Source organism: Bacteroidota bacterium (genome assembly GCA_020161395.1).
In the GTDB taxonomy this organism is placed as follows: Bacteria; Bacteroidota; Ignavibacteria; order Ignavibacteriales; family Ignavibacteriaceae; genus UTCHB3.
Genome location: JAIUOE010000007.1, coordinates 126539 through 153043 on the forward strand (window position 1 = coordinate 126539; position 26505 = coordinate 153043).

At 41.7% G+C, this 26505-nt stretch carries 20 protein-coding genes; 12 read left to right on the forward strand and 8 right to left on the reverse strand.

Going from position 1 to position 26505, the window contains the following annotated elements; genetic code table 11:
- The first annotated feature begins 46 nt into the window (after positions 1–46).
- The 4 genes from uvrB (at position 47) to thrC (ending at position 6839) form a co-directional block, all read left to right on the forward strand.
- A complete protein-coding gene (gene uvrB / locus LCH52_12370) occupies positions 47–2098 on the forward strand; it encodes an excinuclease ABC subunit UvrB (GenBank protein ID MCA0389275.1) in 2052 nt (683 codons plus the stop codon).
- A 79-nt stretch (positions 2099–2177) separates the two neighbouring features.
- Positions 2178–4580, forward strand: a complete 2403-nt coding sequence (gene thrA / locus LCH52_12375) for a bifunctional aspartate kinase/homoserine dehydrogenase I (protein MCA0389276.1) — start codon at positions 2178–2180, stop codon at positions 4578–4580.
- A gap of 1 nt (position 4581) precedes the next feature.
- Entirely contained in the window at positions 4582–5544 is a 963-nt protein-coding gene (locus LCH52_12380) for a homoserine kinase (protein ID MCA0389277.1), read from the forward strand.
- A complete protein-coding gene (thrC, locus tag LCH52_12385; GenBank protein ID MCA0389278.1) occupies positions 5541–6839 on the forward strand; it encodes a threonine synthase in 1299 nt (432 codons plus the stop codon). Before LCH52_12380 ends, thrC begins: the two co-directional genes overlap by 4 nt.
- A gap of 90 nt (positions 6840–6929) precedes the next feature.
- On the opposite strand, the gene LCH52_12390 is transcribed toward thrC, so the two are convergent.
- The gene (locus tag LCH52_12390; GenBank protein ID MCA0389279.1) at positions 6930–7412 is read right to left on the reverse strand and encodes a hypothetical protein; all 483 of its coding nucleotides are present in this window, start codon (positions 7410–7412) and stop codon (positions 6930–6932) included.
- A gap of 460 nt (positions 7413–7872) precedes the next feature.
- Positions 7873–9252, reverse strand: coding sequence for a hypothetical protein (locus LCH52_12395; protein MCA0389280.1), 1380 nt, complete (start codon positions 9250–9252; stop codon positions 7873–7875).
- Between the two features lie 533 nt (positions 9253–9785).
- Between LCH52_12395 and LCH52_12400 the strand changes: the two genes are divergently transcribed.
- From LCH52_12400 to LCH52_12415, 4 genes are all read left to right on the forward strand, one after another.
- Positions 9786–10319 (forward strand): hypothetical protein, encoded by a 534-nt coding sequence (locus LCH52_12400; protein MCA0389281.1) that lies wholly within the window; start codon positions 9786–9788, stop codon positions 10317–10319.
- 141 nt (positions 10320–10460) lie between these two features.
- Positions 10461–11027, forward strand: a complete 567-nt coding sequence (locus LCH52_12405) for a YARHG domain-containing protein (protein ID MCA0389282.1) — start codon at positions 10461–10463, stop codon at positions 11025–11027.
- Positions 11017–12210: a beta-lactamase family protein gene (locus LCH52_12410; GenBank protein ID MCA0389283.1), complete on the forward strand. Its 1194-nt coding sequence runs from the start codon at positions 11017–11019 to the stop codon at positions 12208–12210. The genes LCH52_12405 and LCH52_12410 overlap by 11 nt, the downstream gene beginning before the upstream one ends.
- A gap of 4 nt (positions 12211–12214) precedes the next feature.
- A complete protein-coding gene (locus LCH52_12415) occupies positions 12215–13057 on the forward strand; it encodes a M15 family metallopeptidase (protein ID MCA0389284.1) in 843 nt (280 codons plus the stop codon).
- Here LCH52_12415 and LCH52_12420 read toward each other — a convergent pair.
- Positions 13044–14153, reverse strand: coding sequence for a saccharopine dehydrogenase NADP-binding domain-containing protein (locus tag LCH52_12420; protein MCA0389285.1), 1110 nt, complete (start codon positions 14151–14153; stop codon positions 13044–13046). The two genes, LCH52_12415 and LCH52_12420, sit on opposite strands and share 14 nt — an antisense overlap.
- A gap of 278 nt (positions 14154–14431) precedes the next feature.
- Between LCH52_12420 and LCH52_12425 the strand changes: the two genes are divergently transcribed.
- Positions 14432–15355, forward strand: coding sequence for a hypothetical protein (locus LCH52_12425; GenBank protein MCA0389286.1), 924 nt, complete (start codon positions 14432–14434; stop codon positions 15353–15355).
- A complete protein-coding gene (locus LCH52_12430; protein ID MCA0389287.1) occupies positions 15352–17817 on the forward strand; it encodes an Ig-like domain-containing protein in 2466 nt (821 codons plus the stop codon). Before LCH52_12425 ends, LCH52_12430 begins: the two co-directional genes overlap by 4 nt.
- A 78-nt stretch (positions 17818–17895) precedes the next feature.
- Here LCH52_12430 and LCH52_12435 read toward each other — a convergent pair whose 3' ends face one another.
- Positions 17896–18306, reverse strand: a complete 411-nt coding sequence (locus LCH52_12435; GenBank protein ID MCA0389288.1) for an Hsp20/alpha crystallin family protein — start codon at positions 18304–18306, stop codon at positions 17896–17898.
- Between the two features lie 18 nt (positions 18307–18324).
- The gene (locus tag LCH52_12440) at positions 18325–18756 is read right to left on the reverse strand and encodes an Hsp20/alpha crystallin family protein (protein ID MCA0389289.1); all 432 of its coding nucleotides are present in this window, start codon (positions 18754–18756) and stop codon (positions 18325–18327) included.
- A gap of 293 nt (positions 18757–19049) precedes the next feature.
- Between LCH52_12440 and LCH52_12445 the strand changes: the two genes are divergently transcribed.
- Both LCH52_12445 and LCH52_12450 read left to right on the forward strand, forming a co-directional pair.
- Positions 19050–21227: an adenylate/guanylate cyclase domain-containing protein gene (locus LCH52_12445; protein ID MCA0389290.1), complete on the forward strand. Its 2178-nt coding sequence runs from the start codon at positions 19050–19052 to the stop codon at positions 21225–21227.
- A gap of 73 nt (positions 21228–21300) precedes the next feature.
- Complete coding sequence (locus tag LCH52_12450) at positions 21301–23145, forward strand: tetratricopeptide repeat protein (GenBank protein ID MCA0389291.1); 1845 nt, start codon at positions 21301–21303, stop codon at positions 23143–23145.
- On the opposite strand, the gene cas6 is transcribed toward LCH52_12450, so the two are convergent.
- The 3 genes from cas6 to LCH52_12465 all read right to left on the reverse strand — a co-directional run bounded on the left by cas6 (position 23127) and on the right by LCH52_12465 (position 26465).
- Positions 23127–23939 carry a CRISPR-associated endoribonuclease Cas6 gene (gene cas6, locus LCH52_12455; protein ID MCA0389292.1) on the reverse strand — a complete coding sequence of 271 codons (813 nt, stop codon included), beginning with the start codon at positions 23937–23939 and terminating at the stop codon, positions 23127–23129. The genes LCH52_12450 and cas6 overlap by 19 nt on opposite strands.
- 116 nt (positions 23940–24055) lie before the next feature.
- The gene (locus tag LCH52_12460) at positions 24056–25720 is read right to left on the reverse strand and encodes a hypothetical protein (GenBank protein MCA0389293.1); all 1665 of its coding nucleotides are present in this window, start codon (positions 25718–25720) and stop codon (positions 24056–24058) included.
- A 1-nt stretch (position 25721) separates the two neighbouring features.
- The gene (locus LCH52_12465; protein MCA0389294.1) at positions 25722–26465 is read right to left on the reverse strand and encodes a sulfite exporter TauE/SafE family protein; all 744 of its coding nucleotides are present in this window, start codon (positions 26463–26465) and stop codon (positions 25722–25724) included.
- Positions 26466–26505 lie beyond the last annotated feature (40 nt).

Here is a 26505-nt window from a genome sequence, read left to right on the forward strand (position 1 = left end):
CAATCCTTTATACAAAATCCATCAATCAAAAACCAAGCACCAATAAATGCGACAAGCACCATTCAGACCATTTGATCTTCAGGCTCATTATGAACCTGCAGGAGATCAGCCAAACGCCATAAAGGAACTCACTGAGGGAATCGGGAGGGGTGAGCAATACCAGACACTTCTCGGAGTGACGGGGAGTGGCAAGACCTTTACAATGGCAAATGTGATTGCCAAACACAATAAACCAACTTTGGTGATATCCCATAACAAAACCCTGGCAGCACAGCTTTATGGTGAATTGAAATCGTTTTTCCCGAATAATCCGGTGGAATTTTTCATCAGTTACTACGATTACTACCAGCCCGAAGCTTATGTTGTCAGCAGCGATACATTCATCGAAAAGGACTTCTCCATCAACGAAGAGATCGACCGGCTCAGACTGAAAGCCACCACTTCACTTATCGAGGGGAGGAACGATGTAATTATTGTGGCATCTGTTAGTTGCATCTATGGAATTGGTGCTCCTCACGAGTATGCAGAGCAGACCATTTTCCTGCACAAAGGGGATGTTGTAACGAAAAAAGCTCTGATGCGGAATCTTGTGAACATCTACTACTCGAGAAACGACATGGAGTTTATGCGGGGCACTTTCAGGATGCGGGGTGATGTTCTCGAGATTATACCCGCTTACGAGATTGAAGAAGCTCTTCGCATTGAATTTTGGGATGACGAGATCGAGAGAATCTCCGTTATCGAACCGATTACAGGGGATGTACTAAGGGAGATAAAAGAGACTGCCATCTATCCGGCAAAATATTTTGTTACTAATCCCGAAAAACAAAAACTCTCCCTCGTACTAATCGAAGCGGAACTTGAGGAGAGGCTCGCCGATTTCAGGGAGCAGGAGCGATATCTCGAAGCACAGAGGCTTGAACAGCGGACACGATTCGATCTTGAAATGATAAAAGAGGTTGGCTACTGTGCCGGAATTGAAAACTATTCAAGGCATATGGACCTCAGGGAAAAGGGAACCAGACCCTACTGTCTGCTCGACTATTTCCCCGATGACTTCCTCATGATAATTGATGAGTCCCATGTTACGGTTTCACAGATAAGAGGGATGTACAACGGCGACAGATCACGAAAGGAAACTCTCGTACATCACGGTTTTCGTCTCCCGTCAGCGCTTGACAACAGGCCCATGCGATTCGAGGAATTTGAAACCAAGATGAGAAAGGTGATTTTTGTTTCTGCTACCCCGGGTGATTTTGAACTGGAAAAGACGAACGGAAAGTATGTCGAACAGATCATTAGACCGACCGGGTTGCTTGATCCTGAAATACAAATCAGACCTGTAAAAACACAAATTGATGACCTGATCTCAGAGATCAGGGTCAGAGTACAGAAAGGGGAGCGGACTCTCGTAACCACTCTGACGAAGAAAATGGCGGAAGACCTTTCCGATTATCTCTCAAAAATTGGAATTGCTGTGAGGTTTATTCACAGTGACATCGATGCACTTGAGAGGGTTGAGATACTTCGGGATCTTCGTCTAGGTGATTTTGATGTTCTCGTTGGTGTCAACCTTCTGAGGGAAGGACTCGACATGCCGGAAGTGTCTCTTGTTGCAATTATTGATGCCGACAAGGAAGGATTCCTGCGGAGTGCGAGATCCCTTATGCAGACTGCGGGCAGAACTGCAAGAAATGCAAACGGGCTCGTTATTATGTATGCAGACAAGATAACCGATTCGATGAGACTTGTAATTGAGGAGACTGAACGGCGCCGCAAAATACAGACGGAATACAATAAAAAACACGGAATCACTCCAAAAACGATGTTTAAGAGCATCGAGGAGATTATGAGTTCCACTGCAATTGCTGACATGCGCAAAAAAGATTATGACCATTCGAGTTCACAATCACAGTTTTCCAAAGTTGCTGAGCCAGTCCTCAAGTTTATGAGCATTGATGAACGAAAAGCGATGATAGAAGAACTGACGGTTGAGATGAGAAAAGCAGCAAAGGATCTCGAGTTTGAAAGAGCGGCTTTCCTGAGAGATGAGATCGAGAAACTGAAAAAATCGATTCCGGAGAGAATAGATATTTAGTTATGAGTTATGAGTTTTTAGTTATGAGTGTTTGCGGGTTGACTGATAATAGTTTTTAATCAATTAGAAAAATGAGTTTATGAAGATAATGAAATTTGGAGGCTCTTCGGTAGGGAGCCCTGAAAGAATAAAAAATGTAATTGAAATTGTGAGAGCCAGAAGGGAAGAGAATATCGCAGGAGTGGTCTTTTCGGCTTATTCGGGCGTTACAGACAGTCTTATAAAAATTGCGAATCTGGCACTTTCGCGCGATAAAAGCTATGTTTCGCTTTTTGAGGAACTGCAACAGAAACATATTGATTTTGCGAAAGAGCTCGTTTCTGTAGGGAAGGAACAGGACCTGTTGATTGCGGGGCTGTCATTGAGGCTTACCGAGCTGAAGGAGATTCTCGATGGAATTTTTCTGATCAAGGAACTGACACCGAAAACACTCGATTATGTCCAAAGTTTTGGTGAACTTCTCTCCTCCTACACGATTACGATAGCCTTCAAAACTTCAGGTATTGATGCTGAATTCCTTGATGCGAGAAAGGTGATCAAGACCGACAATAATTTTACAGGTGCACAGGTTTTGAAGACCGAAACATATTACTACATCAAAGAGGAGTTTTCGAGGAACAACAAACTCAGGGTGATTACCGGTTTCATAGCTTCGACACATGAAAATGAAACCACGACCCTCGGAAGGGGTGGTTCCGACTACACAGTCGCAATATTCGGAGCAGCTTTGGAGGTGGATGAGATCGAGATTTGGACTGATGTTGACGGAGTTCTTACTGCAGATCCGAGAAAAGTTACTGATTCGTTTATCGTAAATGAATTATCGTACGAAGAAGCAATGGAGCTTTCTTATTTTGGTGCAAAAGTGATATATGCACCCACAATTCAGCCTGCGATGGATCTGGAGATTCCGGTTAGAATTAAAAACTCATTCAATCCTGACCACCCCGGCTCGATAATAAAGAAGACCCCCGGTAAAAACACAAATGAGATTACCGGACTTGCAAGCATCGATAATATCGCCCTGCTTCGAGTTGAAGGAGGTGGCATGGTGGGTGTTACAGGAATTGCCGGCAGACTTTTCAGAACACTCGCCCTCAACAGAATTAATGTGGTACTGATTACCCAGGCATCTTCAGAGCATTCCATTTGTGTGGCTGTTGAGCCTAAATCAGCATCGATTGCAGTAAAACATCTCGCAAAAGAGTTCGAGGAGGAGATCAGATCAAGGAAAATCTCCACGGTTGAGAAAGAGGAAGGTTTATCGGTAATTGCAGTCGTTGGTGGTAACATGCGTCACCGTCACGGGGTCAGCGGAAGAGTTTTCAAAACCCTTGGCAACCATAAAATAAATGTTCACGCCATTGCACAGGGGTCTTCGGAACTGAATATATCGTTTGTAATTTCAACGACCGAGCTGAAGGAGGCAATGAACGCCCTTCACAACGAGTTCTTCTTCAAGGGGAGAAAGGTTTGGAGCATATATGTAGCCGGTCCGGGAAATGTCGGATCAAAATTTATCAGTTTCCTCGGGCAAAAGAAGGACCTGAATGACCATATCGAGTTGAAAGGGATTATAAACTCAAAAAAGATGATCTTTGCGGATAACCTGTTGGCTTCTGACGATATTCCCGGTTCATTGAACAACTCATCCGCACAGGCGAACCGAAAGGAATTTTTAAATGCTGTCATCGGTGACAGAAATCCATTCAAGATATTTGTGGACTGCTCAGCGAGTGAGAAGGTTATCGATTTTTACGCACCGTTTCTGAAAGAAGGTGTGAATATTGTGGCAGCCAACAAGATTGCAAATTCGTCATCCCTTGAAGACTGGTTTGAACTCAAAAATCTTGCAAAGGAGAGCAAGGCGAGGTTTTTATACGAAACGAATGTGGGAGCGGCACTTCCCGTAATTCGCACGATGAAAGACCTGCTTGGTACGGGTGATGAGTTGATAAAAATCGAGGGCATCATGTCCGGATCTGTCAACTACATTTTGACAGCCGTGTGGAACGGGAAGGATTTTTCCACCGCACTTGGTGAAGCAAAGGAGATGGGATTGACCGAACCTGATCCTGTGATAGATCTTTCAGGTATGGATATTGCCAGAAAACTTTTGATACTTGTCAGGGATGCCGGATTCAGATATGAGTTGTCTGATATCGAAATCACCCCTCTCGCAAAACGGAATGTGGAGAATGAAGTTGAGTATCTTGATATCGATAAAATGGTCGGTGAAGCCCGTGCTGACGGGAACAAAATAAAATTTATAGCATCATTTTCAGAAGGAGAACTCAAGGTTTATCCGAAAGTCTGTACGCCCGATGACCCGCTTTTCGCAGTAGACGATGTGAAAAATGTTTTCATATTTTATACAAAGAGATACAACAAATATCCATTGGTAATCATGGGACCCGGTGCAGGGGTTGACATTACCGCTTCGGGTGTTCTGGATGATGTACTGAAAGTGATAGGACTTTAAGATGACTAATTCGACTCCCCACAGGCTGGTAAGGAAATTTGCAAGGGCATTCGCACCTGCTACCGTGTCAAATGTGGGTCCCGGTTTCGACCTGACGGGATTCCCTGTTTTTGGAATTGGAGACGAAGTTGAAGTGAAACCGAACGGGACCGCGGTCTCCCGGATAGTTTCAATTATTGGAAACGACAGCCTGAGCTTGGTTCTTGAAGAAAATACTGCGGGTATGGCGATTAAAAGTTTTCTGGCTGAAAATGCCCCCGGGGAGGGGGTGGATATCACGCTGCACAAGAACATGCCAATCGGGAGTGGCATGGGGTCGAGTGCTGCGAGTGCTGCCGCGGGAGTTGCTGCTGTAAATGCGTTGCTTGAGGCACCACTTCCTGCTGAAAAACTGATAAAGTATGCTCTTGATGGTGAGATGGTTGCATCGGGGACGCGGCATGGTGACAATATCATTCCGTGCATTACAGGTGGATTCATTTTAATTACCGGTCTGGAGAATTTTGAATTTATTAAAATTGACCCCCCTCCCGGGCTTGTGGTAATGCTGATTCATCCGCAGGTCGAGATTAAAACCAGTCATGCAAGATCGATTCTTCCTGAAATGATACCGGCAACGGATGCGATCAGGCAGACATCTGCGGCTATGATGCTTGTTACGGGGCTCTTAAAAGGTGATTATGCGCTTATAGCCGCGGCTTCACAGGATTTCATTGCGGAACCATACAGATCAGATTTGATACCCGGTTATCACGGGTTGAAGCGGGAAATTTTATCGCACGGAGCCTGTGCCTTCAACATATCAGGATCAGGTCCCACCTCGTTTGCTTTTTTTGATAATGAGAATAAAGCCGGGAAATTAATACCGTGGATCAAAGATTATTATGAAAAACTTAAAATTGAGGTGGATATTTTCATCTCAAAAGTAAATAACAATGGCGTCAAAGTTTTGGAGGTTCGATGAGATATATCAGTACCCGAAATCCGCAAACTCAATACAAATTCAAGGATGCACTCTATCTTGGGATGGCTCCCGATGGCGGACTTTTCCTTCCTGAGAGTATTCCGCACCTTCTTGAAGAACCGGACGAATTAAAAGAACTTTCGCTGACGGAACTTGCTAACCATTTCCTGAATCCATTTGTTACTGGAATAAGCGAGAGGGAGTTTACGCGTATTGTTGAGCGTACATTCAATTTTGATATTGAAATTAAACATGTCTCCGGGAAGATTTGGGTTGCGGAGCTTTTCCATGGTCCCACCCTCGCTTTCAAAGATTTTGGTGCAAGATTCCTTGCAAATGTGATGTCATATTTCCTTCACGAAGAGGGGAAAAGATGCAAGATTCTGGTAGCCACTTCGGGTGATACCGGAAGTGCTGTCGCCAACGGTTTTCTTGGTATGGACTGTGTTGATGTGGTGCTTTTATATCCTTCGGGTAAAGTCAGTTGGACTCAGGAACAACAACTGACCACTCTCGGGAAGAATGTTACAGCGCTGGAAGTGAAGGGAAATTTTGATGACTGTCAGAGACTGGTAAAAATGGCATTTGCGGATGAGGAGTTGAGGAGCAGGGTCAATCTGTCGTCTGCAAACTCGATCAGTATTGCGAGACTATTGCCTCAGGCAGTTTACTATATTTACACATACCTCAATCTTTATGAAAAACTTGACAATATAAACTTCGTTGTACCGAGCGGGAATCTTGGTAACATTACTGCCGGATTGATGACGAAATTCGCGGGCTTGCCCGTGAAGAAATTTTACGCTGCTCTGAATAACAATGATGTTTTTGCAAAGTATCTCGAAACTGGAGAATTCGTTCCTCAGCCGACAATTCAGACCCTTTCGAATGCCATGGATGTGGGAAACCCAAGCAATCTTGAAAGAATAACTTCGCTATACCATGGTGATCTTAACGCTATGCGAAGAGATATTTCCGCACGGAGTTATTCAAATGATGAAACATACTTCATGATTGGGGCAACATGGAATGAGTGCGGATATCTGGCAGATCCCCATACCAGTGTAGGTTTGTTGTATGCGCGAGACATGGGGGTTAAATTACCCAAGGAAAATTTTGTTGTTATGTCCACTGCTCATCCTGCAAAGTTTTACGATCATGTCAGTTCTGCTACCGGTATCAATTTTGCTGTTCCCGAAAGACTCGAAGCCTCTCTAAAAAAGAAGAAAGAAAGTGTATTAATGGGAACTGAATATGATGAGTTTAAGGAGATACTCTTGGGAGGTGCGGGGTGATATCTACATTCTCTACAAAGTCAAAAATTTAAGTTGTCGCAATCTCCAATCAGGAAGCTTTAATCTATTAAATCCGTGGTCAAATATCGGTTAATCCACGGACTTATTTCGTAATTCAAGATAATATAAACTGGTGTAGTCATTCTCGATAATCTGAAATAACATTATTTCGTACTTCTGATTTTGAAACTTCTCAATAACATTTCCCGTACGCTGTTCGGCAACACCCGTTAACTCATAGCCATTGTTTATAAGTTCTGCTTTATAATGCTCCAGAAACTTTTTATCCTTTGAGGTTAATGAAAGATAGGAGTAACCATCCGGAGAGACAAATATCGAGATGTCTTGGGATTTAATCTGTTTACTTTTTGCTTTCTTGTATTTATACTCGACACTGTTTTCGTTTTTTGTTGAATTTTGGTATTTGAATCCCTCCTTAATCAATAAGGAGTCCATATTTTTTTTGTTCGCACAATTATCAAAAACAATCTCCATTTTTACACATGGAATATACTGAGCGTAAGTTGGACTGATGCCCAGAAGTAACAATATGATAAATAAAAAGTTCTTCATATCATCCTGCTGAATTGTTTGGTTAAGAAAATAGTTAAAATCTTTGCGTTCACGAAAGAAATCAAAAAAGAGAGACTTTTCATCTATTATTTGAAATACTTCACCTTTGTCGTGGTATAAAATCCATGCCGCTCACAAAATTACACATATTAACTGTGTCTAACAAATTGTTCTGGTAAATAAAACCAAGTTTTCTTTTTTATCTATGTACTTCTTCTGAACCAAGGAGCCTTAAAGGTTCACAAGAGAGCTGATTTATCAAAAATTAAAAAAACCGAGGAGCATTTTGATTCAATCGTTCTCCCCAAAGAGATGATTTCAACGAAGATGTAGTTACCAAGTTAATTGAATGTTTTAAATGAAGGCTGTCTTAAAATTGGGGCAGCCTTTTTTTGATCAAAGTGAAAAGATAGATATTGGAAAAAATATTAATAGATCAGGTACCGCTTTCGGTTTAATCTTACTTTATCCGAATAAACTTATATTTTGCCACAAATGTATCTGGGATGGCTAATTTATAATTATCTCTTTTAAAGTTGTATGTCAATTTAAATGAGTCAACCCTCCAAGTATCCGGAAATTTTGGATAAACATCACCTGAAATAGTGTTACCATCAAGGTCATGAGTGTAAGAGTTCATAACAGTAGTTACCCATTCATTTTCCTGCCACTCTTGTAAAGTTAAAGTCAACATATTCCCGTTTTTGTCATAAGTATTTGAGGTTCTGTTAACCTTGAACCACCCGTTATTTCCCCAAAATTCCTCTAAAGAGATTAATAAGTTTCCCTTTTTATCAAAAGTGTTGGATCGTCTGCTTTTATTTACCCACCTGTTATTTTCCCAAAATTCCTCCAAACAAATTAATAAATTTCCCTTTGTATCAAAAGTGTTGGATCGTCTGCTCGAATTGACCCACCTGTTATTTTCCCAAAATTCCTCTAAAAAGATTAATAAATTTCCCTTTGTATCAAAAGTGTTAAATGATCTGCTGGAATTGACCCATTTGTTTCCTTTCCAGTTTTCTATTAAACTGATTAGCAAGTTTCCTTTTGTATCATAAGTGTTAGATGATCTGCTGGAATTGACCCATGTATTGTTTTCCCAGATTTCTTCCAAATAGATTAATTGATTACCATTTTTATCATAAGTGGATGAGGCTTTTTCCAAATTTGTCCAACTATTTTCATCTAAATATTTATTCGAATTCGTTAATCGATTTCCATCTTTGCCATAGGTATAATATTGATCATCAGTATTAAAATGACTGTTATCACCCCACTGTTTCCACAATTGTGTCAACATTTTCCCGTGACTGTCATATGTATAATAAACTTTTGTTGCTTCATACACCCTGATAGAATCTTCGGGGATACCCGGGAGAATACCTGTGGTGTCATAAAATCCTTCTGCCGGAAATCTAACAAAATATGTTCTGGTTTGTTTACTAGATTCTTGCAACTCTGTTAACTTTTTCCCATTCTCATTATAAGTGAATGACTCCCTCCATGAAAAAATCCATTTATTGTTAGCCTCTCCTCCCCACTCTTCCCAAAGTTCAGACAAAATGTTTCCCGATGTGTCATAGGTATAGGATACTCGACTGGGGAATGCTTGTCCGATCACCTGTTTTGTCATCCTTCCTTCATCATCGTAGGTGAAGTTGTAAATCTCTACCGGAGTGGTGACAGATAAAAGAATATATCTTCCTGAATCAGGTGGTATGTTTGATGATTGGTGTAGCAAATTCTTTGATCTTTCAAGTGTTTCACCATTACAACGGTTTTGAAATAAAAACAAGAAAGAGAAACATAGAAAAACGAATAAATATATTGAACGCATATTTGTCTCCTGTGAAATAATTCGTCCAAATAAAGTAGATTGTTGACTTTAACTTATGAATAAAGAATGGATTTGCAAAAAGTTAATAAAAAATTTTCAATACCAGCAGTAATGATTTATTTGCTAGTGCGATGATTTTAAAATTGGCATACTCAGCCTTTAAAGCCTTCCCGGCATAGGTCCACCGGAATGGTTTCGCCTGAGTTAGGTTATATGTTTCTAATATATTCAACAATCTGATTCATAAGTTCTTGCTTCGATTACCATAACCCTCCCTTCAATACATCCTTAGTTAACATGTTAAACCATAATTCTATTTTGTTCAGCATGGATGAATTTGTCAGTGTCTCACGGGTATATACATTTTTGGAGTTGCTCAACCAGGACTTAATGACTTTGTGCTTGTGAACCTTTTTAACACATTAATCATACCATTTGCCATTTAAGTATTGTACATTTTGACAAGAAATGATTACTTTCGACTGAAAGAATATCGATTGCTCTCAAATTTAAATATTTTTTGAGGCGACTTTATGAGAAGTCTGATGACGAAATTCGCCGGTCTTCCCGTGAAGAAATTTTACGCAGCGCTGAACAATAATGATGTTTTTGCAAAGTATCTCGAAACCGGAGAGTTTGTTCCACAGCCGACAATTCAGACCCTGTCGAATGCCATGGATGTGGGAAACCCCAGCAATCTTGAAAGAATAACTTCGCTTTACCATGGTGATCTGAACGCGATGCGAAGAGACATTTCCGCAAGGAGCTACTCAAACGATGAGACATTTTTCATGATTGGAGCAACCTGGAATGAGTGCGGATATCTGGCAGATCCCCATACCAGTGTGGGACTGCTTTATGCAAGTGACATGGAGGTTAAATTGCCCAAAGACAATTTTGTGGTTATGTCCACAGCTCATCCTGCAAAATTTTATGGCGATGTCAGTAGTGCAACCGGTATCAATTTTGATATTCCCGAAAGACTCGAAACATGTCTAAAAAAGAAGAAAGAAAGTGTTGTAATGGGAACTGAATATGACGAGTTTAAGGGGCTATTACTGAAGTAGCTTCGCAGTCCGGTGGCAATTTGATCTCGTTTACGCATATTCTGAAGAAAAAATTTGTGATTTTTCGGAATTGAGTATTTTTTTTCTATTTTAAACAATTGACTTTTTATTTAACGGGAAGAAAAATAATTTTGAGGAGTTATGTCACAGTCAGGCCAAACACCGGTTCGAAAGAAAAAAAACAACCAGATGCAGATGATGGGAATCCTCATCGCAATCATAGTTGTGTTGACAGCAACAGTGCTCATCATCGTGTTGAGCAACTCACCCAATCAAAACAAACCGGGCACGGAAAATCAGTCAGCCAGGGACACTGCCGGCAACAAACCAGGTACTCAGGCACCCGAAACAGTCTATGTTGAAAAAACGGAGAAGAAGAATGGAGACGGGGATACTTATGCCGGTACTCTGCCCGGTAAATACCCTGAAGTAAGTTTAAGAGAATTGACATTTGATGATATCAGAGGGAAGCATGTTTGGGAAGTGATATTAATGAGAAATGAAGTGTATGCACGATACGGTTACAAATTTAAATTGAGCTGGGAATTGAAAGATCATTTCAACTCGCAGCCATGGTACACACCAAGATATGATAATGTGGATCAGATGCTTACCCCCCTTGAAAAGAAGAATGTCAATTTTCTCGTTCTTCATACACCGAAATATGACATCAACAATATAAAGGGCAGCAACACTTATGTTCGTTAGAGGACATAAGAAGTTACCGAAGTGGAGTCCGTTAAGGATTCTGATATTTTCACTGGTGATCATTTTTTCGATTTGCGGTTGTTCGGAAAGCAAGAATCAGCAACAGATTTCCGATGTCAAATCAACGCCTGACAGCGTACACCCGGAAACCGTTGAACCTGAAAAAGCAGAGCAATTTGATTCAGCGCTTGTAGCATCTCTCACTAAACTGGTGGATTCAGCCTCATTTTCAGGTGTTGTAAATATCACTTCGAAAGACGGGAAAGTGTTTGAAAGAACATACGGTTACTCAAACTTTGAAGAGGGAATAAAAAACAGTGATTCCACATTTTTTCAAATTGCTTCCCTCACAAAAATATTCACAGCAATTGGTGTGTACGACCTTGTGAACAAAGGGAAAATGAAATTCACCGACCCCTTCACAAAACATTTGAAGACAAAACTGCCTTACAACAATGTTCAAATAAAGCACCTTCTTAATCACACCAGCGGAATCCCTGATTATTTTAGTCTCGCAGAAAAGTACTTTAAAGGTCCGGCGGGACCTGACAACCGTGAGATTTTTGGTTTGTACTCAGCCAACTCTGTGAAACTGAAATTCACTCCCGGAAGCAATTTTGAATACTCAAACATCAATTATATTATTCTTTCTTCAATAATCGAAGATGTCTCGGGAATGCCGTTTGAGCGGTATCTGAGGGAATCGGTTTCTGTCGTTCCTGATCACCCGTCTGTCTATTCCAAAAATGAATTGAAGGATTCTTTCAAACAGGTGGCAATTGCTTATGCTTCAACCGGGAAGAAATATCAAAAAGTTTCTGCCGGTGCGACAAGGATCCTTGACAACAGGAAAGGGTCAGGAGGATTATATATCAGAGCCGGACAACTTCATGACTGGCTATGCCGCCTTTTCTTCAAAAATGACTATTATTCCGGGGCATTGCACAATGCCGGACTGAATAAATCGCTGGATTCGAGAAACTACATTTTTGGATTTTACAAAGGGAAGATTGCAGGGAATGAATATCTCTACTGTTACGGAAAAAATCCGGGGATGAACTCTTTTTGTGCGTATCTGCCAAAACAGGAAATTATAATAACAATATCAGGCAATCATGAATTTAACAGCCAGAATACAGGTGAAAAGTTTGTTTCAACGATTATTTCAGCAAAGAAGAAGTAAAAATTTGTTTAAGTGGTTGGTCGTATTCGGGTTATTATCGCTGTGTTGTCAGTCGGAAGTCAAGACCGAAACAAAACATGCCTCACCCAAACCGGAAGTTGAGACCGGACAGAAGAAGCCACACCCTTTCGTGATCGCGTATCCTGATTTTATCGATTCAGTCTCCTCAAATATTATCTATTGGAAAGACGGTACGAAAATGCCATTGAAAACCACATCAAAAAAAGAGATCGATCTTAAGAAAATAAGTGACAAGGAATTTGAAAGGCTGCTCTCCACTTCCGATCCTTTCATGATGCTGTCACCCGAATATCCATACTTGAAAGAAATTAAGGCACCCGGTAAAAATGAAGATCCTGGTCGATTCAGGAACATTGAATTTTTAAAGAAAATTTATGGCGCCAATCAAGGCAAAGTCGGGAAAAATCTTGTTACAGTGAAGTGGCTCAGGAAGAATGTGAACAAGTCGTTTCAGGTCAACAAGATGAACGGTGCTGCTGCATCGCTTCAAAAAATTTCGGATGAGCTTGATAAACTCCCGAAAAAATTCATGAAGTATCTTGACAATCCTGCCGGCACATTCATGTGGAGAAACATTGCAGGCACCGACAACCTGAGTGTGCACAGTTTTGCCATCGCAATTGACATCAATGTGAATCAGAGTCACTATTGGCGGGGATACAAAAAGGAGAAAGACGGGTTACTGAAGTTCAGGAATAATATCCCGATGGAGATAGTGGAAATTTTCGAAAAGCACGGATGGATATGGGGCGGCAGGTGGTACCATTTTGATACGATGCACTTTGAATACCGCCCCGAAATAATAGAGTCCGCTAAGAGAAGGTGATGTTCCTTTCCTTCAGGTGGTTCAGAACATAGTCGAAGCAGGTATCTGACATACCGATGATTTCGGGCGGAAAACAACCTTTTTCGGTGAAGAGTCCATTGAGAAGCAAACCCGCACCAGCTGTACATGTGTAACCTGTGGTTCGGGACATTGATGAAACTCCCGATTCGGGGTCATACCTGTCGAGAAGTGTCTGTATAACCTCAATTTCCTCACCCGCAACGGTTCTTTGGGACCTGAGCCGCATCACCGTGAACTCATGTTCTGCTGCACCAAGTTTCCAGTCCTTGAAAAGTAACTTCGAAGTAAAATCTCTTGGTTTTACCATTTTTCCTTGAAATTCAATTTCATCTTCGGAGAGGAATCCGACATGTCTGAGGGCTTTTATCAAGTCGATATGTCCCGGATAACGGAGTGTCATTTCCCGCATGTCATCAACGGGGATGGTCTCGAGGATTGATCTAAGTCCATCGGTGTAGAAAGCCTCCAGAGTGCCGATTCCGTCAAAATCCACCATTTCACTTCCGGAAAGAGCTTCACGGGTTACAATTCTGCCACCTTCCTTCACACGGGCGGGACGGGTATATTCTTCAAGCACATCCACGGGTGAAAATGGTGCCTTATACTGGAAGGGATATCTTCTTTCCGCCGGCAAACCGCCAACCATGCACTCGAGGAATTTCACCCCTCCTTTCGCATACTGGTTTCCGAACCAAAGATTGCTCAGTCCCGGCGCCACTCCAAAATCAACTATCGCGGTTACTCCTTTTTCTTTTGCGAGTTTATTCAATGGGGAATAATCCTCAGGAAAGAAGGAGATGTCGACGATATTTTTCCCGGCGTTTATAACCGTTTCCACGGTTTTATAACCCATAAAGCCGGGAACGGCACCGACAACAATATCTGCATCTTTTATCAGTACACCTGTGTTTTTCGCATCCGACAGGTCGGCAGAAACAGTGTTTATACCATATTGTGCGAGAAGAGAGAGATTGCCTTCATCGAGATCGACAGAGGTGACCGCATATGATTTTGCGAGGTCACGGGCAATTGCGCGACCGACCATACCGGCTCCCAGAACTGTTACTTGCTTCATAATCATCCGGAGTTTATGAGTAAAAAATAATCAATATTACAAAAATATAAGAAAGACGGGTAGCTTTTTTTTAATAAATGCTTATATTTGAATAATATTTTTACCAAAGTTTGTTGACTTGTTCTTCCCCTGACAAGTCAACCTTAATGACGATCCCCGGCTACCCCCCATTGCCGGGGTTTTTTTATGCCCTGTCATAATTTCCTGACCTGACTGTTCCGCCTGTTTTGTCTATTTTACTTATGTAAAAAAAATCTTTTATTTAAAGGAAACATATAGTGAGATCAATTACAGTTATGCTTCTTTTGTTTTTTGCGGTTTCAGTGACAGAAGCCCAGAGAACAGAGAAAGTAGTGTCAATGACGAACAAAATTCTTGTTGCTCCGCAGGAATCACCCGATGGTAAAACCATTGCATTTACGCAGGAAGGTTACAACGGGATATTTCTGATGAACAGCAACAGGGAAATCAAAGAATTAACAGCAGACAATGCTTCCGGTTTTGGATTCCGGTGGCTCAACGATAATTCAGGAATTGTAGCGCGCAGTGCCAGATTTATCGACATACGCCGCGAAAACAGCGTGGTAATCTACAGTCTGAATGGCGAAAACACACTTCAATTGAGCGAGTTTTCGGGAAGGATGACCATAATGCCTTCTGTTTCCACCAGCGGAGATATCTGTTTTGTGGAAAACGGCACTCTGAAAAGCTACGATCCGCTCACGAAAAACTCTTCTCTTTCATCACCGAAAGGCATTGCCGCATTTATTGAGAATGATAAAATATCGGTCGTTTCAGCGGGTTCTGCAAAAAGAGTGATTGAACCGGTAAAAGGTCAAAGGTGTATTAATGCAACACTGTCACCCGACGGGAGCAGGATTGCATTTGAAATTCTCGGCGGGAATCTTTATCTGATAAATTCTGATGGTTCAGGACTTGTCGATCTTGGTAGGGGCTACCGTGCTGCATGGTCTCCCGACTCAAAATATATTTCGTATATGCTCACCGAAGATGACGGACACTTCATAACAGGATCGGAATTGTATATCGTAAAAACTGACGGTTCCGGTAAGAAGATGATCACAAATTCCACCGATAAAATAGAGATGAACCCTTCATTCAGTGCCGATGGTAAATCAATTTATTTTGACAATGCCACTGACGGAGCGATCTATAAAATGGAAGTGGAGGCATTCAAATGAAAAAGACGATTTTAATTTTTACAATTCTCCTTTCATCGATGGCATGGTCACAGATTACAGGACTTTCCGGTTGGAACATTGTGCTCGATCCCGGACACAGTCAGCAGGAAAACATGGGGATTTATAATTATCCTGAAGCGATGAAAAATCTCTATGTTGCAAAACATCTTAGGGCTTTTCTATTGGATTCAACCGATATTGATACCGTTTACATGACCAGAACAGACAGCCTGCAAATCGTTGGTTTGTCACAAAGATCCGATTATGCAAATTCAATCGGGGCTGCCTGGTTTCATTCAATCCATAGTGACGCGGGTGCTGCAAGCAGTAACACCACTTTGTTACTGTGGGGACAGTATGCCAACGGTTTGGAGAAAGTTCCTAACGGTGGCAAGGCGATGAGTGACATAATGATAGGCAATCTGACCAAAGGAATGAGGACGGGCACAAGCAGAGGGTCAATCGGTGACTGCTCATTCTATGGCTGCACCAGTGGAGGACCGTATCTTTCCGTCAACAGACTGACCAACATGCCATCAGAATTGAGTGAGGCGGGATTCCATACGAATCCGATGCAAAACACACTCAATATGAATTATGAATGGAAAAGGCTTGAGGCAAAAACATTCTGGTGGTCGATTATTAAATTCAAAGGTGCAAACCGTCCCTATCCGGGCATCATGGCAGGTAAAATCCTGGATCAGGAAAGCGGACTGCCGATTAACGGTGCGACAGTAACCGTCGATGGAAGAACCTACAAAACCGACAGTTATCAGTCACTTTTCTACAAGTATACAACCGATTCCACACTTCTTCGGAACGGGTTTTACTATTTCGAAAGGGTTCCCGGTGGAAATCAGCAGATTACTGTGAGTGCTCCAGGATACGAAACATATGTCGGAACCGTAGCCATGTCTGATACTTTCTTTACTTTCAAGGATGTGCAGCTTGGCAACACGACCCCTCCATATATTGCAGAAAACATCCCTGCACAGGGGGATTCCATCTACCCAGGTCTGAAGAACATTCAGATTACCTTTAGCAGACCGATGGATGTTGCTTCCGTGAATGCAGCCATATCATTCAATCCGCCGGTTGCCGGAACTACAAACACTTGGAGTAACTCCGACAGAACGATAAGCATTACGACTACCGGAATGGCTTACAACACACAGTATACCATGACGATTCAGCCAACTGCGATGGACAAGTTTAACCATCCTCTCGATGGTGATGGAAACGGCACAGGCGGCGATCCGTATGTATTGACATTCAAGACCAGAGTGCTTGATCAGATTCCGCCGGTTATTCTTAACCATTATCCCGCCGCAAGTACCGAAGTGAAAGAGTTGCGACCTGTAATAAATATTTCCTTTAATGAGCCGTTAAAAACTTCGTCACTCGGCGGTAAAATATCGTTTGTAAATACCGCAACGAATGCAAATGTCCAAACATACACCAGGTATTATCCCGGAAGTGATGTCTCGGCAATTAATATCTTCACAAGAGAGGACCTGGTCGCGAATCAACAGTACAAGCTGAGAATTGAAGCCGGTGTGGAAGACATGAGTGGAAACCCTACAACTCAGGCTTATGAGTTCCTTTTTACGCGCGGTAATTATGCCACTCCGACTTATACCACCATTGATGCTTTCGAATCGGGAATTGCCAACTGGTGGGTACCACAGCAGTCTGGAACCACGACGGGAATACTTACAGATACCACCAACATATATTCTGATGGTGTGATAATCAATCACGGTTCATCCAGCGCAAAATCGATGAAGCTTACTTATGGCTGGGATGTAACTGCAAATGAGTGGCTGATCAGAGAATATTTTGGAGCCACTTCGCCAACTTTTGGTGTCAATGATTACTATCTCGAAACTTATATTTTCGGAGACGGAAGTGGAAACAAATTCCGATTCTGTGTGAATGATGCCGGAACGGGCGGCCACGAAGTCGGGAAATGGATTACGGTTGACTGGTTCGGCTGGAAACTCGTACAGTGGGATCTTCAAAGAGACACAATCGGAAGCTGGATTGGTAACGGTCAGCTTGAAGCACCTCTTGGTTTCGACAGTTATCAGATTACAAGAACACCGGGTGGCAAGATACTTGGAACTTTATATTTCGATGACCTGCAGTATGCCAGATATATCCCGGTAGGAATTGAGCCCGAATCAAGCGGACTGCCTGCAGAATACGGACTTGCACAAAATTATCCGAATCCCTTCAATCCCGGAACTGTCATAAAGTTTAGCCTCCCCTCAAAAAGTACTGTTACACTTGATGTATATTCCGTACTCGGTGAAAAGGTCGCTTCGTTGATTAATAGTGAAATGGATGGTGGAACCTACAACTACAGATTTGATGCAACAGATTTACCCGGCGGGGTCTACATCTACAGGCTTTCCACCGGTTTCGGTGTGATCAGCAGGAAAATGCTTCTACTTAAATAGAACTCCGGAACTTCAGAGAACGAGAACCTCAGTAAAGATAGCTTACTGAGGTTCTGTTGTTCTGAATCTCTGAGGTTCTTATTTTATTTCGATGGTCTTTGGTTTTATTCTCTCGTGTTTTGCGAGGCGGAGAACCAGTTGCCCGTCCTGGAATGAGGCATCAACACTTTCGGTATCGATTGAGTCAGCTACCTTGAACTTGCGGTAGAAGTTGCCGGTGTTGATCTCCTTCAGCAATATTTTCTTGCCCTCCTGTTTACTTCTGTCGATTCTTCCCATCAGAACGAGATTTCCGTTTTCAAGTTTGATGCGGACATCATCTTTTTTCACGCCGGGCATTGAAGCATATACGAAGAAAGCTTCATCATCTTCGAGGAGATTGACCTCGGGGAGTACCCAGTTTTCCTTATCGAAGGCTTCTTTCCAGGTATCCTCGGTCAGGCTTACCATTGCCTCGTTGTTATCTGTCTTTTTAATTTCGTTTGACATGACAATTCTCCTTTCTCTTTATTTTATTTCAATGCTTTTGTTTGTATCGGGTTCTTTATCTGCTTTTTTAAGGGAGATAGAAAGAATACCATCTTTGAAGGAAGCTTCGATGCTGTTTCTGTCGACTTCGAACGGCATCTTGAAACTGCGTTTGAACGATCCTGCAATTCTTTCGCTGATATAGTAGCGTGTATTCTCATCCGCAGTCAAGTTTTTCTCACCCTCGACAGTAATTGTATTCTCTACAACCGAAAGCTTAATATCCTCTTTTTTCAATCCCGGCAATTCAAGGTGAATGGTGACAACACCATCTTTTTCAATTATGTCTGCTCTGGGACTGAAAACAGCCGGCATCGAAAATGATGACTTGAATTCCCTCTCGAGTGAATCAGCAATCTCGTTGCTCATTCTTAACATTTCTTTTACCGGATTATAAACTAAAGTTCTCATTGTTTTTGCTCCTTTGTTTAATTTCTGAATGATTGTTGAACTCTTTGGCTGTTATTATACAAATAGCGTGCCAAACTGAAAATCAATCGAATTTCACTGTTTTGTATTTGGAATATTAAATTGTCTTGACAAAATGACAGACAAAATGACATTAACTGTCTGAAAAAATGGCACACAATGACAAAATGACAGATAAAATGACAAAACAAAAAAATATTTTTGGAAAACTTGATAAATTCCCAATAATTGCGCATCTTTGAGAAGTTACTTCAGCACATTTGAAAGGCGTCAAGTTGCGATTCAGAAGCAGATATTCGATAAAAACCATTTTAACTGCAGGATTGATTGTCATACTTCTTCAGGTTATCACTCAACTGTTGTTTAATGTAAGCGGGAATTCCTATGACCACAAGGCAACCGATGTAATCTACTCGTTCGCATATAAAAATGGAGCAACGCCTGCTGCAAGCAACAGGGTGGTATTCCTGACTATAAATGATCAGACCTATGACTGGTTGAAATCCAATCAGCTTGACAGAAAATTTCTGGCAAAGGCAATCGATGATCTGTCGTCGTACTCACCTGAAGCTGTAATGTTTGATATACTGTTTGCGAGACCATCCTCTCCGGTTGCCGATTCCATTTTTGCTGAATCATTAAGAAGTGCGGGTAATATCTGTCTTCCCGCAGGACTCTCTGTATCGTTCGAGAATAAGGGAGGGATGGACAAGGAAGGTGTTTACTATAACCGGCTTGTAAATGAGTTTTTGATCCATCCAAGGGAATCGGGGGAAGGACAGCCTTTCATAGCAGGAAGAGGCCTTTATCAGGCGGATATTTTCGCAGGAGTTACCTCCACTTCCGGTCATATCACAGCAGTCTCGGAATCGGACGGGGTATACAGATTTTATCCCATGCTCATAAAAGTTGACAGCGGTTATTTACCGACTTCAACCCTGGCGATGTTTCTTAAGATGTATGATATAACCCCTGACAGCATCTATGTGAAATGGGGGGAGAGCATCACCATTCCGGCGCTAAAGGAGAGCAAACTTGAAAAAGATGTGGTTATACCGATTGATAAGCATGGTCAGACTTTTATTCCCTACCCTTCGAAATGGCAGGATGATAAAAGGAAGATGGAGATAAAGAATTTCACCGGGAGAGCAGAGAACCCCGAATTGACGGATGAACTGACTGCCTTTTTTGAAGGAAATGTCGTCTTTGTGGGAGATGTATCGACGGGAATTTCAGATACGGGACCCACCACTCTCGATATTGCTGCACCACTGGTTGTGATCCATGCCGCGATCATGAACGCACTTATGACAGACAGTTTTTTCAGGTCGTTTGGAATTTTTACTTTTCTTCTCGTGATAACTGGTGTTACTGTTTTGATGACAGTTATGAGTACTCTAAAAAACGGTATATTCCTCCACTTCTTTTTTATCGCTGCATTGCTTCTCTCCTTGCCTTTTGCCTATTTAATGATAGCCGAGCGGATCCTCTTCCCGGTTGTTACATTTCAGGCATTTACAGTGCTGGGGTATCTGTCGTTGCTGCTGACAATCCAATATACATCAGCAAAGGAGCAGTCGTTCATTAAATCGGCGTTTTCCAGGTATCTTTCTCCCTCGGTCGTGGACAGGTTGATCGAAAACAGGGAGAGTCTTGCTCTTGGTGGTGAGGAAAGGGAATTGACGGTACTTTTTTCCGACATCGCAGGTTTTACGACAATTTCCGAGACGATTAAACCTCAGGAGCTGGTAAAACTGCTGAACGAGTATTTTACAGAGATGACCTCTATTGTGACGACCAACGGAGGGATAATAGACAAGTATATTGGTGATGCTATAATGGCTGAATTTGGAGCTCCACTTGCATTTGACGGGCATGCCCTGGCGGCTGTGAACTCGGCTCTTCAAATGCAAAGACGGTGTGATGATCTCAACAGAATCTGGAAAGAAAAAGGACATCCTGAGATACGAATGAGAGTCGGGATTAACACCGGTGGCGTGATTCTCGGGAACATGGGTTCGCAGCAGGTTTTTGATTATACTGTCGTTGGGGATACGGTGAACCTTGCTTCCAGACTGGAAGGTGCGGGAAAAGTTTACGGTTGCAACATTATGATCTCTGAGACGGTTTATGATCAGATTAAAACAGCGGGAATAAAAACCAGGGCTCTCGATTTCATAAAAGTGAAAGGGAAAAACAAAGCAGTGAAAGTTTTTGAAGTAATTTCCGATGAAGTTTACGAAAAAGAGAGTGTTTATTTTCTAAAATTTGAGGAAGCGCTGGGGAACTACTTTGCACAACAGTTTGAAAGTGCTGCAGCTCTGTTTAGAGAGTGTCTTGATTTGAAACCCGGTGATGCTGCATCAAAAGAGTTTCTGAAAAGAATAAAGTATTTCACTGAAAATGAAGTTCCTTCTGACTGGGACGGCTCTTTCCAAATGAAGGAAAAATAAGAGGTGTAACGGTTGACGCATAAGTATTAAATTTAGGGTCAGTTTTTTTATTTTTTTGTAAACAATGGTACCAATGAGACGATCAATTTTCCTGTTTTTTCTTCTTTTTTCATTCGCAGTTTATTCACAGACCTACAAAGAACTCGCAATAAAAGTGCAAAATTTCTTCTCACAAGGAAATTATGGCATAGCCCTCGTGTTTGCCGAACAGGCAGCAGTGCAGGCTGAAAAGGAATTCGGGAACAGCGACACCTCATATGCAAAGGCGTTAAACAATCTGGCGATGGTCTATCAAAAGAGACTGCGTTACCTTGATGCGGAGCGGACATTCCAAAAGACCCTGAAAATAAAAGAAAAAGCTGTGGGGACTTCCAACTTTTCATACTCAACAACCTTGATCAATCTGGCAGATCTCTATAAAACCAGAAAAGACTATGTGAAGGCTTTTGAATACTATCAGCTTGCAGCAAATATTGACAAGGGGATTGTCGGGGAAAACAGTGAAATTTATGCCTCAAATCTAGCAAATCTTGGCAGAATCAGCTACTTCCTTCAGGATATCGGCAAGGCATTCAATTACCTTGGGAGTGCTTTGAAGATTAGAGAGAAAACCCTCGGAAAAGACAATGCACAATATGCAGTAAATCAGGTTTATCTTGCCGATGTTTATCAGCTTACGGGTGATTATCATACCGCTGACTCACTTTACAAGCTGGGACTTTCGATTCTCACATACAAGATTGGTACAATTCATCCTCTCTTTCTCGGTGCTCTCCGACAACTTGCCAACCTTTATATACAAAAAGGGGAGCTCAGAATCGCAGACTCTCTTTTGTTTAATGCTTTAAGTATAATTGAACCAAGATATACGAAAAAGAGTCTGGTTTTTTTCGATTTCCTCGGAGATTATGCAACCCTCAAATTGAAACAGGGTGATCTGATCAAGGCTGAGGAGCTCGGAATTGAAGTATATAACGGTCGCAAGGAGTTGCTCGACAGTCTACACCCTGACATCAACAAATCAGCTCTCCATCTCGCTAAAGTTTTTTTCAAACAGGATCGATTTGAAGAATCTTCGATAATGCTGGCTGAGATTTTCGGCAGATGTCTGGATATCCGGCAAGTACTTTACCCGGCACTTCCGATACCCGACATTCAGCTCGTTGAGAAAGATGCTGAGGAGGCGTTTGGTCTCTACAATTCAATTTTTATGAAAAAAATGGCTTCAAATGACGAAATCCGTCATCTGGCTTTTAATAATTATCTTATACTCTCAATGCTGAATCCGGGAAAGTACTGGTTCTCAAAAAAACAGCTTGATGGAAAGTATCTTACAGAAGAGGAGAGCGATTATGTTTTTTGGCTTCGTCATGCCGAGTACTACTGCAATCTAAAACTCCTTCCGAAGAAGGATCTTGCAGCGTGGAACGAAAATCTGGAAACGGTTTATAATGCAGTAACCTCGACTGCCTCGCGACTTGCTTCAGATTCAGTGTTCGCAAAGTCGTATCTCAAATTTTCATTTGAATGGAAAGAGTACCTGAAGACTCTTGCAAAGGATGAGGTCACGATAGTTATACTTAGAGGTGAGACAAACAGCGGCGAATATCCGGGTGAAAACAGCTACGGAGCACTCATTCTTGATGGTGAAAAAGATTCAGACCCCCGGTTTATGGAAATAAAGGAGGGTAACAAACTTGAAGAGGAAGTGCTCGCAGACTATAAAAAAGCTGATTCCGACAAGAGGGGTACCAAATTTTATAAAGAGCTCTGGGGTGACATTTCAGCCGTCCTTACAAATAAAAAGAAGCTCCACATCAAACTGTCCGGTATTTACAAACAGGTGGCTATAGAGCTTCTTTTTGACCAGGCACAAGGGAAAACCCTTGGCGAGTTGTATCAGATAGAATCGGAGTAGGAAGTCTCGTAGAGGTGTTCTGCCATACCCATTCCCAGGTATGTTTTTTCACCAAATCCTGCAATAAATCCGGTCTTAATAAGATTTGGATCACCTATGATGGTGCATGGTGAGAGGATGCCGATCAAATCCATCGGTTTTGCTTTCGGATTCTCAACAGAAATCTTTTTGGTTATCCGCTCATGCTTGCTGGCGTATTCCTGATCCCAAAAAATGTGAAGAGGTCCTGCCTGGTAACCGTAGTTTTTCGAGATAGCCTTATATTTGTCGATAAGATTATCCCTGAGCAGGGCATCGAGTTCATGCTTGTCTTCAGGTCTCAGGAAATAAATTCTTTCTTTCTGGTTAATAAATCTGAATGTTGATTGAACCAGTGGAGAAAGAAAAATGAACCTCATCTCGGAAGAGAAGGAGGATTCAGGAATAAAATCGAGTTTTGCTCCCCTCACTTCCACATCCTCACCTGCGATTTTGATTTTCAACTCGTGTTTAACCGACTGGTCGAGCTGGTCGAAATCGAGGAATTCGTGAAGAATGGGGAAAGAGACATGAATGTAGGCTTTAGGAGAAAGCAACTGTATCATTGGACCCGACATCTTCATTTTCTCGAATCTTAGGGAGAAAGTGAAAAGGTCAAATTTCTTTGGATCGATTTTGTAATCGTTATCCTTCAAAAATTCGGCAAATTTGGGCGTACCTATCCTTAGCAACCGCCTTATGGCAGTTGAAATTCCGTAGTTATAATTTACAGACAATTTTTTTGGTTCAAAATGAACCGATATTCTTATTCGCATAGATCCCGTATTACGATTGAATATAAAAATGATTAAAATGCGTCTTAACGCAAAATTACAAATGTAATGCTTAAAGATACTAAAAAATCGATTAAAAGCCGACCATTGATGCGGTTTTAATACTCAATAGTGAATTTAAAGTTTATCCATGTGACTTCCGTTGTATTACCAGTGGAAACCTGTTTCGCTGAATTGTGTTTCAGTGAGAGATAAAAGGTAAGATCACGAAAGGCTTCCCATGAAACACCCACCTCAAAATTGTTATAGTTGTACAAATCACCTGACAGGAATTTAACATGATCGGAGTCGAATTCCGGTCTGTGAGGTTCGAAAAGATTCCCCCCGGCATTATAAGCCAGATTGCCGTTTTCGTCATAAATGTTCCAGCCTTTGCGGGTGTAACTGTAGGAGGCATAGATGTTCGTAATGAAGTTGAGGGCATAATCTGCTTTGAAGAGAATTTGATCAGCATTGGGTCCGATAGGATGCCCGAGAGGGGAATCCCACGAAGTGTAGGTGTTTTTTGGATTTGCATGAGTGTAGACATAAGGTCTTATTCTGGTATATTCAGCAATCAGCACAAGGTCGGGGACAGGGGTATACCAATAGGCACCGAGTTGATAAGCAGTTTTGTTTGAAAACCTTTCGAGATCGGCAAGCTGCATGAGAATGTTTTCATCGAGGAAGAAGGATGCCTGCAGTTCAAGATTGGGGATAAAATCGGACTGAAAATCGAAGAAAAGTGTTCCGTTATCCCTGTCCTGCAACGACATCTCAGCAAATTTATAAAATATCAAAGGATTCAGGTAGGTAAGATCGACACCCCTGCCCGAATAAACTATTGCCTCACCGATTGAAAGATCGAAGAGATTGGGGAGGTGGAGTTGAAATTTATTGGCTGCGATATACTTTGTATAGTTGTCGTCTCTGATAATCTGGAATCTGCCGACAGTGGAAGCCTGGTAGGAAGTGTATCTTACAGGTCCATACTTAAATTGAAATTTGAAGAAGTCCAGATTTGCATGATCTCCGGAGAGAACAAGATTGCTGCCGTATCCAAAAGCGAATCTGGTTTTTTCCCTCCCGATCTGAGCCAGCATTTCCATCCCCTTTACCGGGTTGGTGCTCCATTTCAAGTAGCCGTCTGTATAATCATAACTGGGGGCAAACTCGATATTTTCGACGAACTTGAAATTATACGCGAGTCGTGGGTCCACTTCAAGGGCGAATTCCCTGTTGCCGGTTGCGAGTCCTTTCACCACATAAAGCATGTATCCGAAATTTTTTGCTACGGTTCCCTGAACACGAAAACCCATGTCGTAGATGGCAGCGTTGTTCACATTCGGTTTTAGACGGTGCCCGTACTGCAACGATCCGATTCCCTCTGCGTAAGCCGTAACAAAACTGTCAGCATAGGCGTAAAGATATTTAACTTTTTGCGATACGATGTTTTCAATATTTTGACCGAAACTCTCACCCCCAAGCAGATTGGTAACATTTTCCCCTTTTGTAATGCCGGAGACATTCTCGAGGTAGCGTTCGAGTTTCTTTCTCTCAGTGCGGGTAAGTTTGTCTTCCTGCCTTTTTATTTCTTCAAGATAGCCTGTAACTTCTGCATACGACATATTTGGAACATCATCATGTATGCTTTCGATAATTCCTTTTACTTTCATTTTTTTCAAAAAGGCATATACGCCGTCATCAATATTGATGTTTTCAATTTGTGAAAAAACGGGTACGGTAAATAATAAAAAGATAAAAAGTAAAACTGTTTTTTTCATATTAAATAACATCCAACAGGTCTAAGGCAATGAGAAAACTGGAAATTAGAAGGACAATTTTGACGACTTTTTCACCAAGTTTGAGGACTGTTTTTGCTGAGAACCACGCTCCGAAAATGGAACCAATACCCAGAATGAAGCCCGCAATCCAGTCAATCTGTCCGTGATAAACAAAGATAAAAAAAGCGGGAATGGTAAAAATAAAAGCTATAAAAACCTTGTGAACATTTACCTTAACGAGGTCTATTTTTAGAAAACTCCTTAGAATAAACATTATAAATATTCCCGTTCCCGCCTGAATAAAACCTCCGTAAAAGCCAATCGCAAACAGGAGGGGGTAGAGCAAGGCTTTTGTTTTTACAGGGTTTGCATCCTCGCCGGTTTTTACCGGTATAAACATTAACAACGAAAGAACAATGGTGACAATACCGAGTATTTTTACAAATACATCCCCCTCTATCCTTACTGCAGCCAAGGCACCTATTACTGCACCCGGTATGGTGAAAATCGCCAGTCTGAACGATTCCTTGAAGTAACTCATCTTCTCATTGGAGAAGGCAACCACTGCCGTCAGATTCTGCATAAGGATGAAGATGCGGTTTGTTCCATTTGCAAGATTCGGATCCAGTCCAATGTAAATCAATGCGGGTAGAGTTAGAATCGATCCCCCTCCTGCCATAATGTTCAAAATCCCGGTAAAAAATCCGGTTACAAGAAGAAGAGAATATTTGAGAAGGTCGTCCAAGTGCTGTTCGTAAAGATTGAGAAGTAAAGATCAAAATTAA

Excerpts from the sequence above, each read along its gene's own strand:
- uvrB (MCA0389275.1), top strand. The coding sequence starts at position 47 with ATGCGACAAGCACCATTCAGACCATTTGATCTTCAGGCTCATTATGAA.
- thrA (MCA0389276.1), top strand. The coding sequence starts at position 2,178 with ATGAAGATAATGAAATTTGGAGGCTCTTCGGTAGGGAGCCCTGAAAGA.
- LCH52_12380 (MCA0389277.1), top strand. The coding sequence starts at position 4,582 with ATGACTAATTCGACTCCCCACAGGCTGGTAAGGAAATTTGCAAGGGCA.
- thrC (MCA0389278.1), top strand. The coding sequence starts at position 5,541 with ATGAGATATATCAGTACCCGAAATCCGCAAACTCAATACAAATTCAAG.
- LCH52_12390 (MCA0389279.1), bottom strand. The coding sequence starts at position 7,412 with ATGAAGAACTTTTTATTTATCATATTGTTACTTCTGGGCATCAGTCCA.
- LCH52_12395 (MCA0389280.1), bottom strand. The coding sequence starts at position 9,252 with ATGCGTTCAATATATTTATTCGTTTTTCTATGTTTCTCTTTCTTGTTT.
- LCH52_12400 (MCA0389281.1), top strand. The coding sequence starts at position 9,786 with ATGAGAAGTCTGATGACGAAATTCGCCGGTCTTCCCGTGAAGAAATTT.
- LCH52_12405 (MCA0389282.1), top strand. The coding sequence starts at position 10,461 with ATGTCACAGTCAGGCCAAACACCGGTTCGAAAGAAAAAAAACAACCAG.
- LCH52_12410 (MCA0389283.1), top strand. The coding sequence starts at position 11,017 with ATGTTCGTTAGAGGACATAAGAAGTTACCGAAGTGGAGTCCGTTAAGG.
- LCH52_12420 (MCA0389285.1), bottom strand. The coding sequence starts at position 14,153 with ATGAAGCAAGTAACAGTTCTGGGAGCCGGTATGGTCGGTCGCGCAATT.
- LCH52_12430 (MCA0389287.1), top strand. The coding sequence starts at position 15,352 with ATGAAAAAGACGATTTTAATTTTTACAATTCTCCTTTCATCGATGGCA.
- LCH52_12435 (MCA0389288.1), bottom strand. The coding sequence starts at position 18,306 with ATGTCAAACGAAATTAAAAAGACAGATAACAACGAGGCAATGGTAAGC.
- LCH52_12440 (MCA0389289.1), bottom strand. The coding sequence starts at position 18,756 with ATGAGAACTTTAGTTTATAATCCGGTAAAAGAAATGTTAAGAATGAGC.
- LCH52_12450 (MCA0389291.1), top strand. The coding sequence starts at position 21,301 with ATGAGACGATCAATTTTCCTGTTTTTTCTTCTTTTTTCATTCGCAGTT.
- cas6 (MCA0389292.1), bottom strand. The coding sequence starts at position 23,939 with ATGCGAATAAGAATATCGGTTCATTTTGAACCAAAAAAATTGTCTGTA.
- LCH52_12460 (MCA0389293.1), bottom strand. The coding sequence starts at position 25,720 with ATGAAAAAAACAGTTTTACTTTTTATCTTTTTATTATTTACCGTACCC.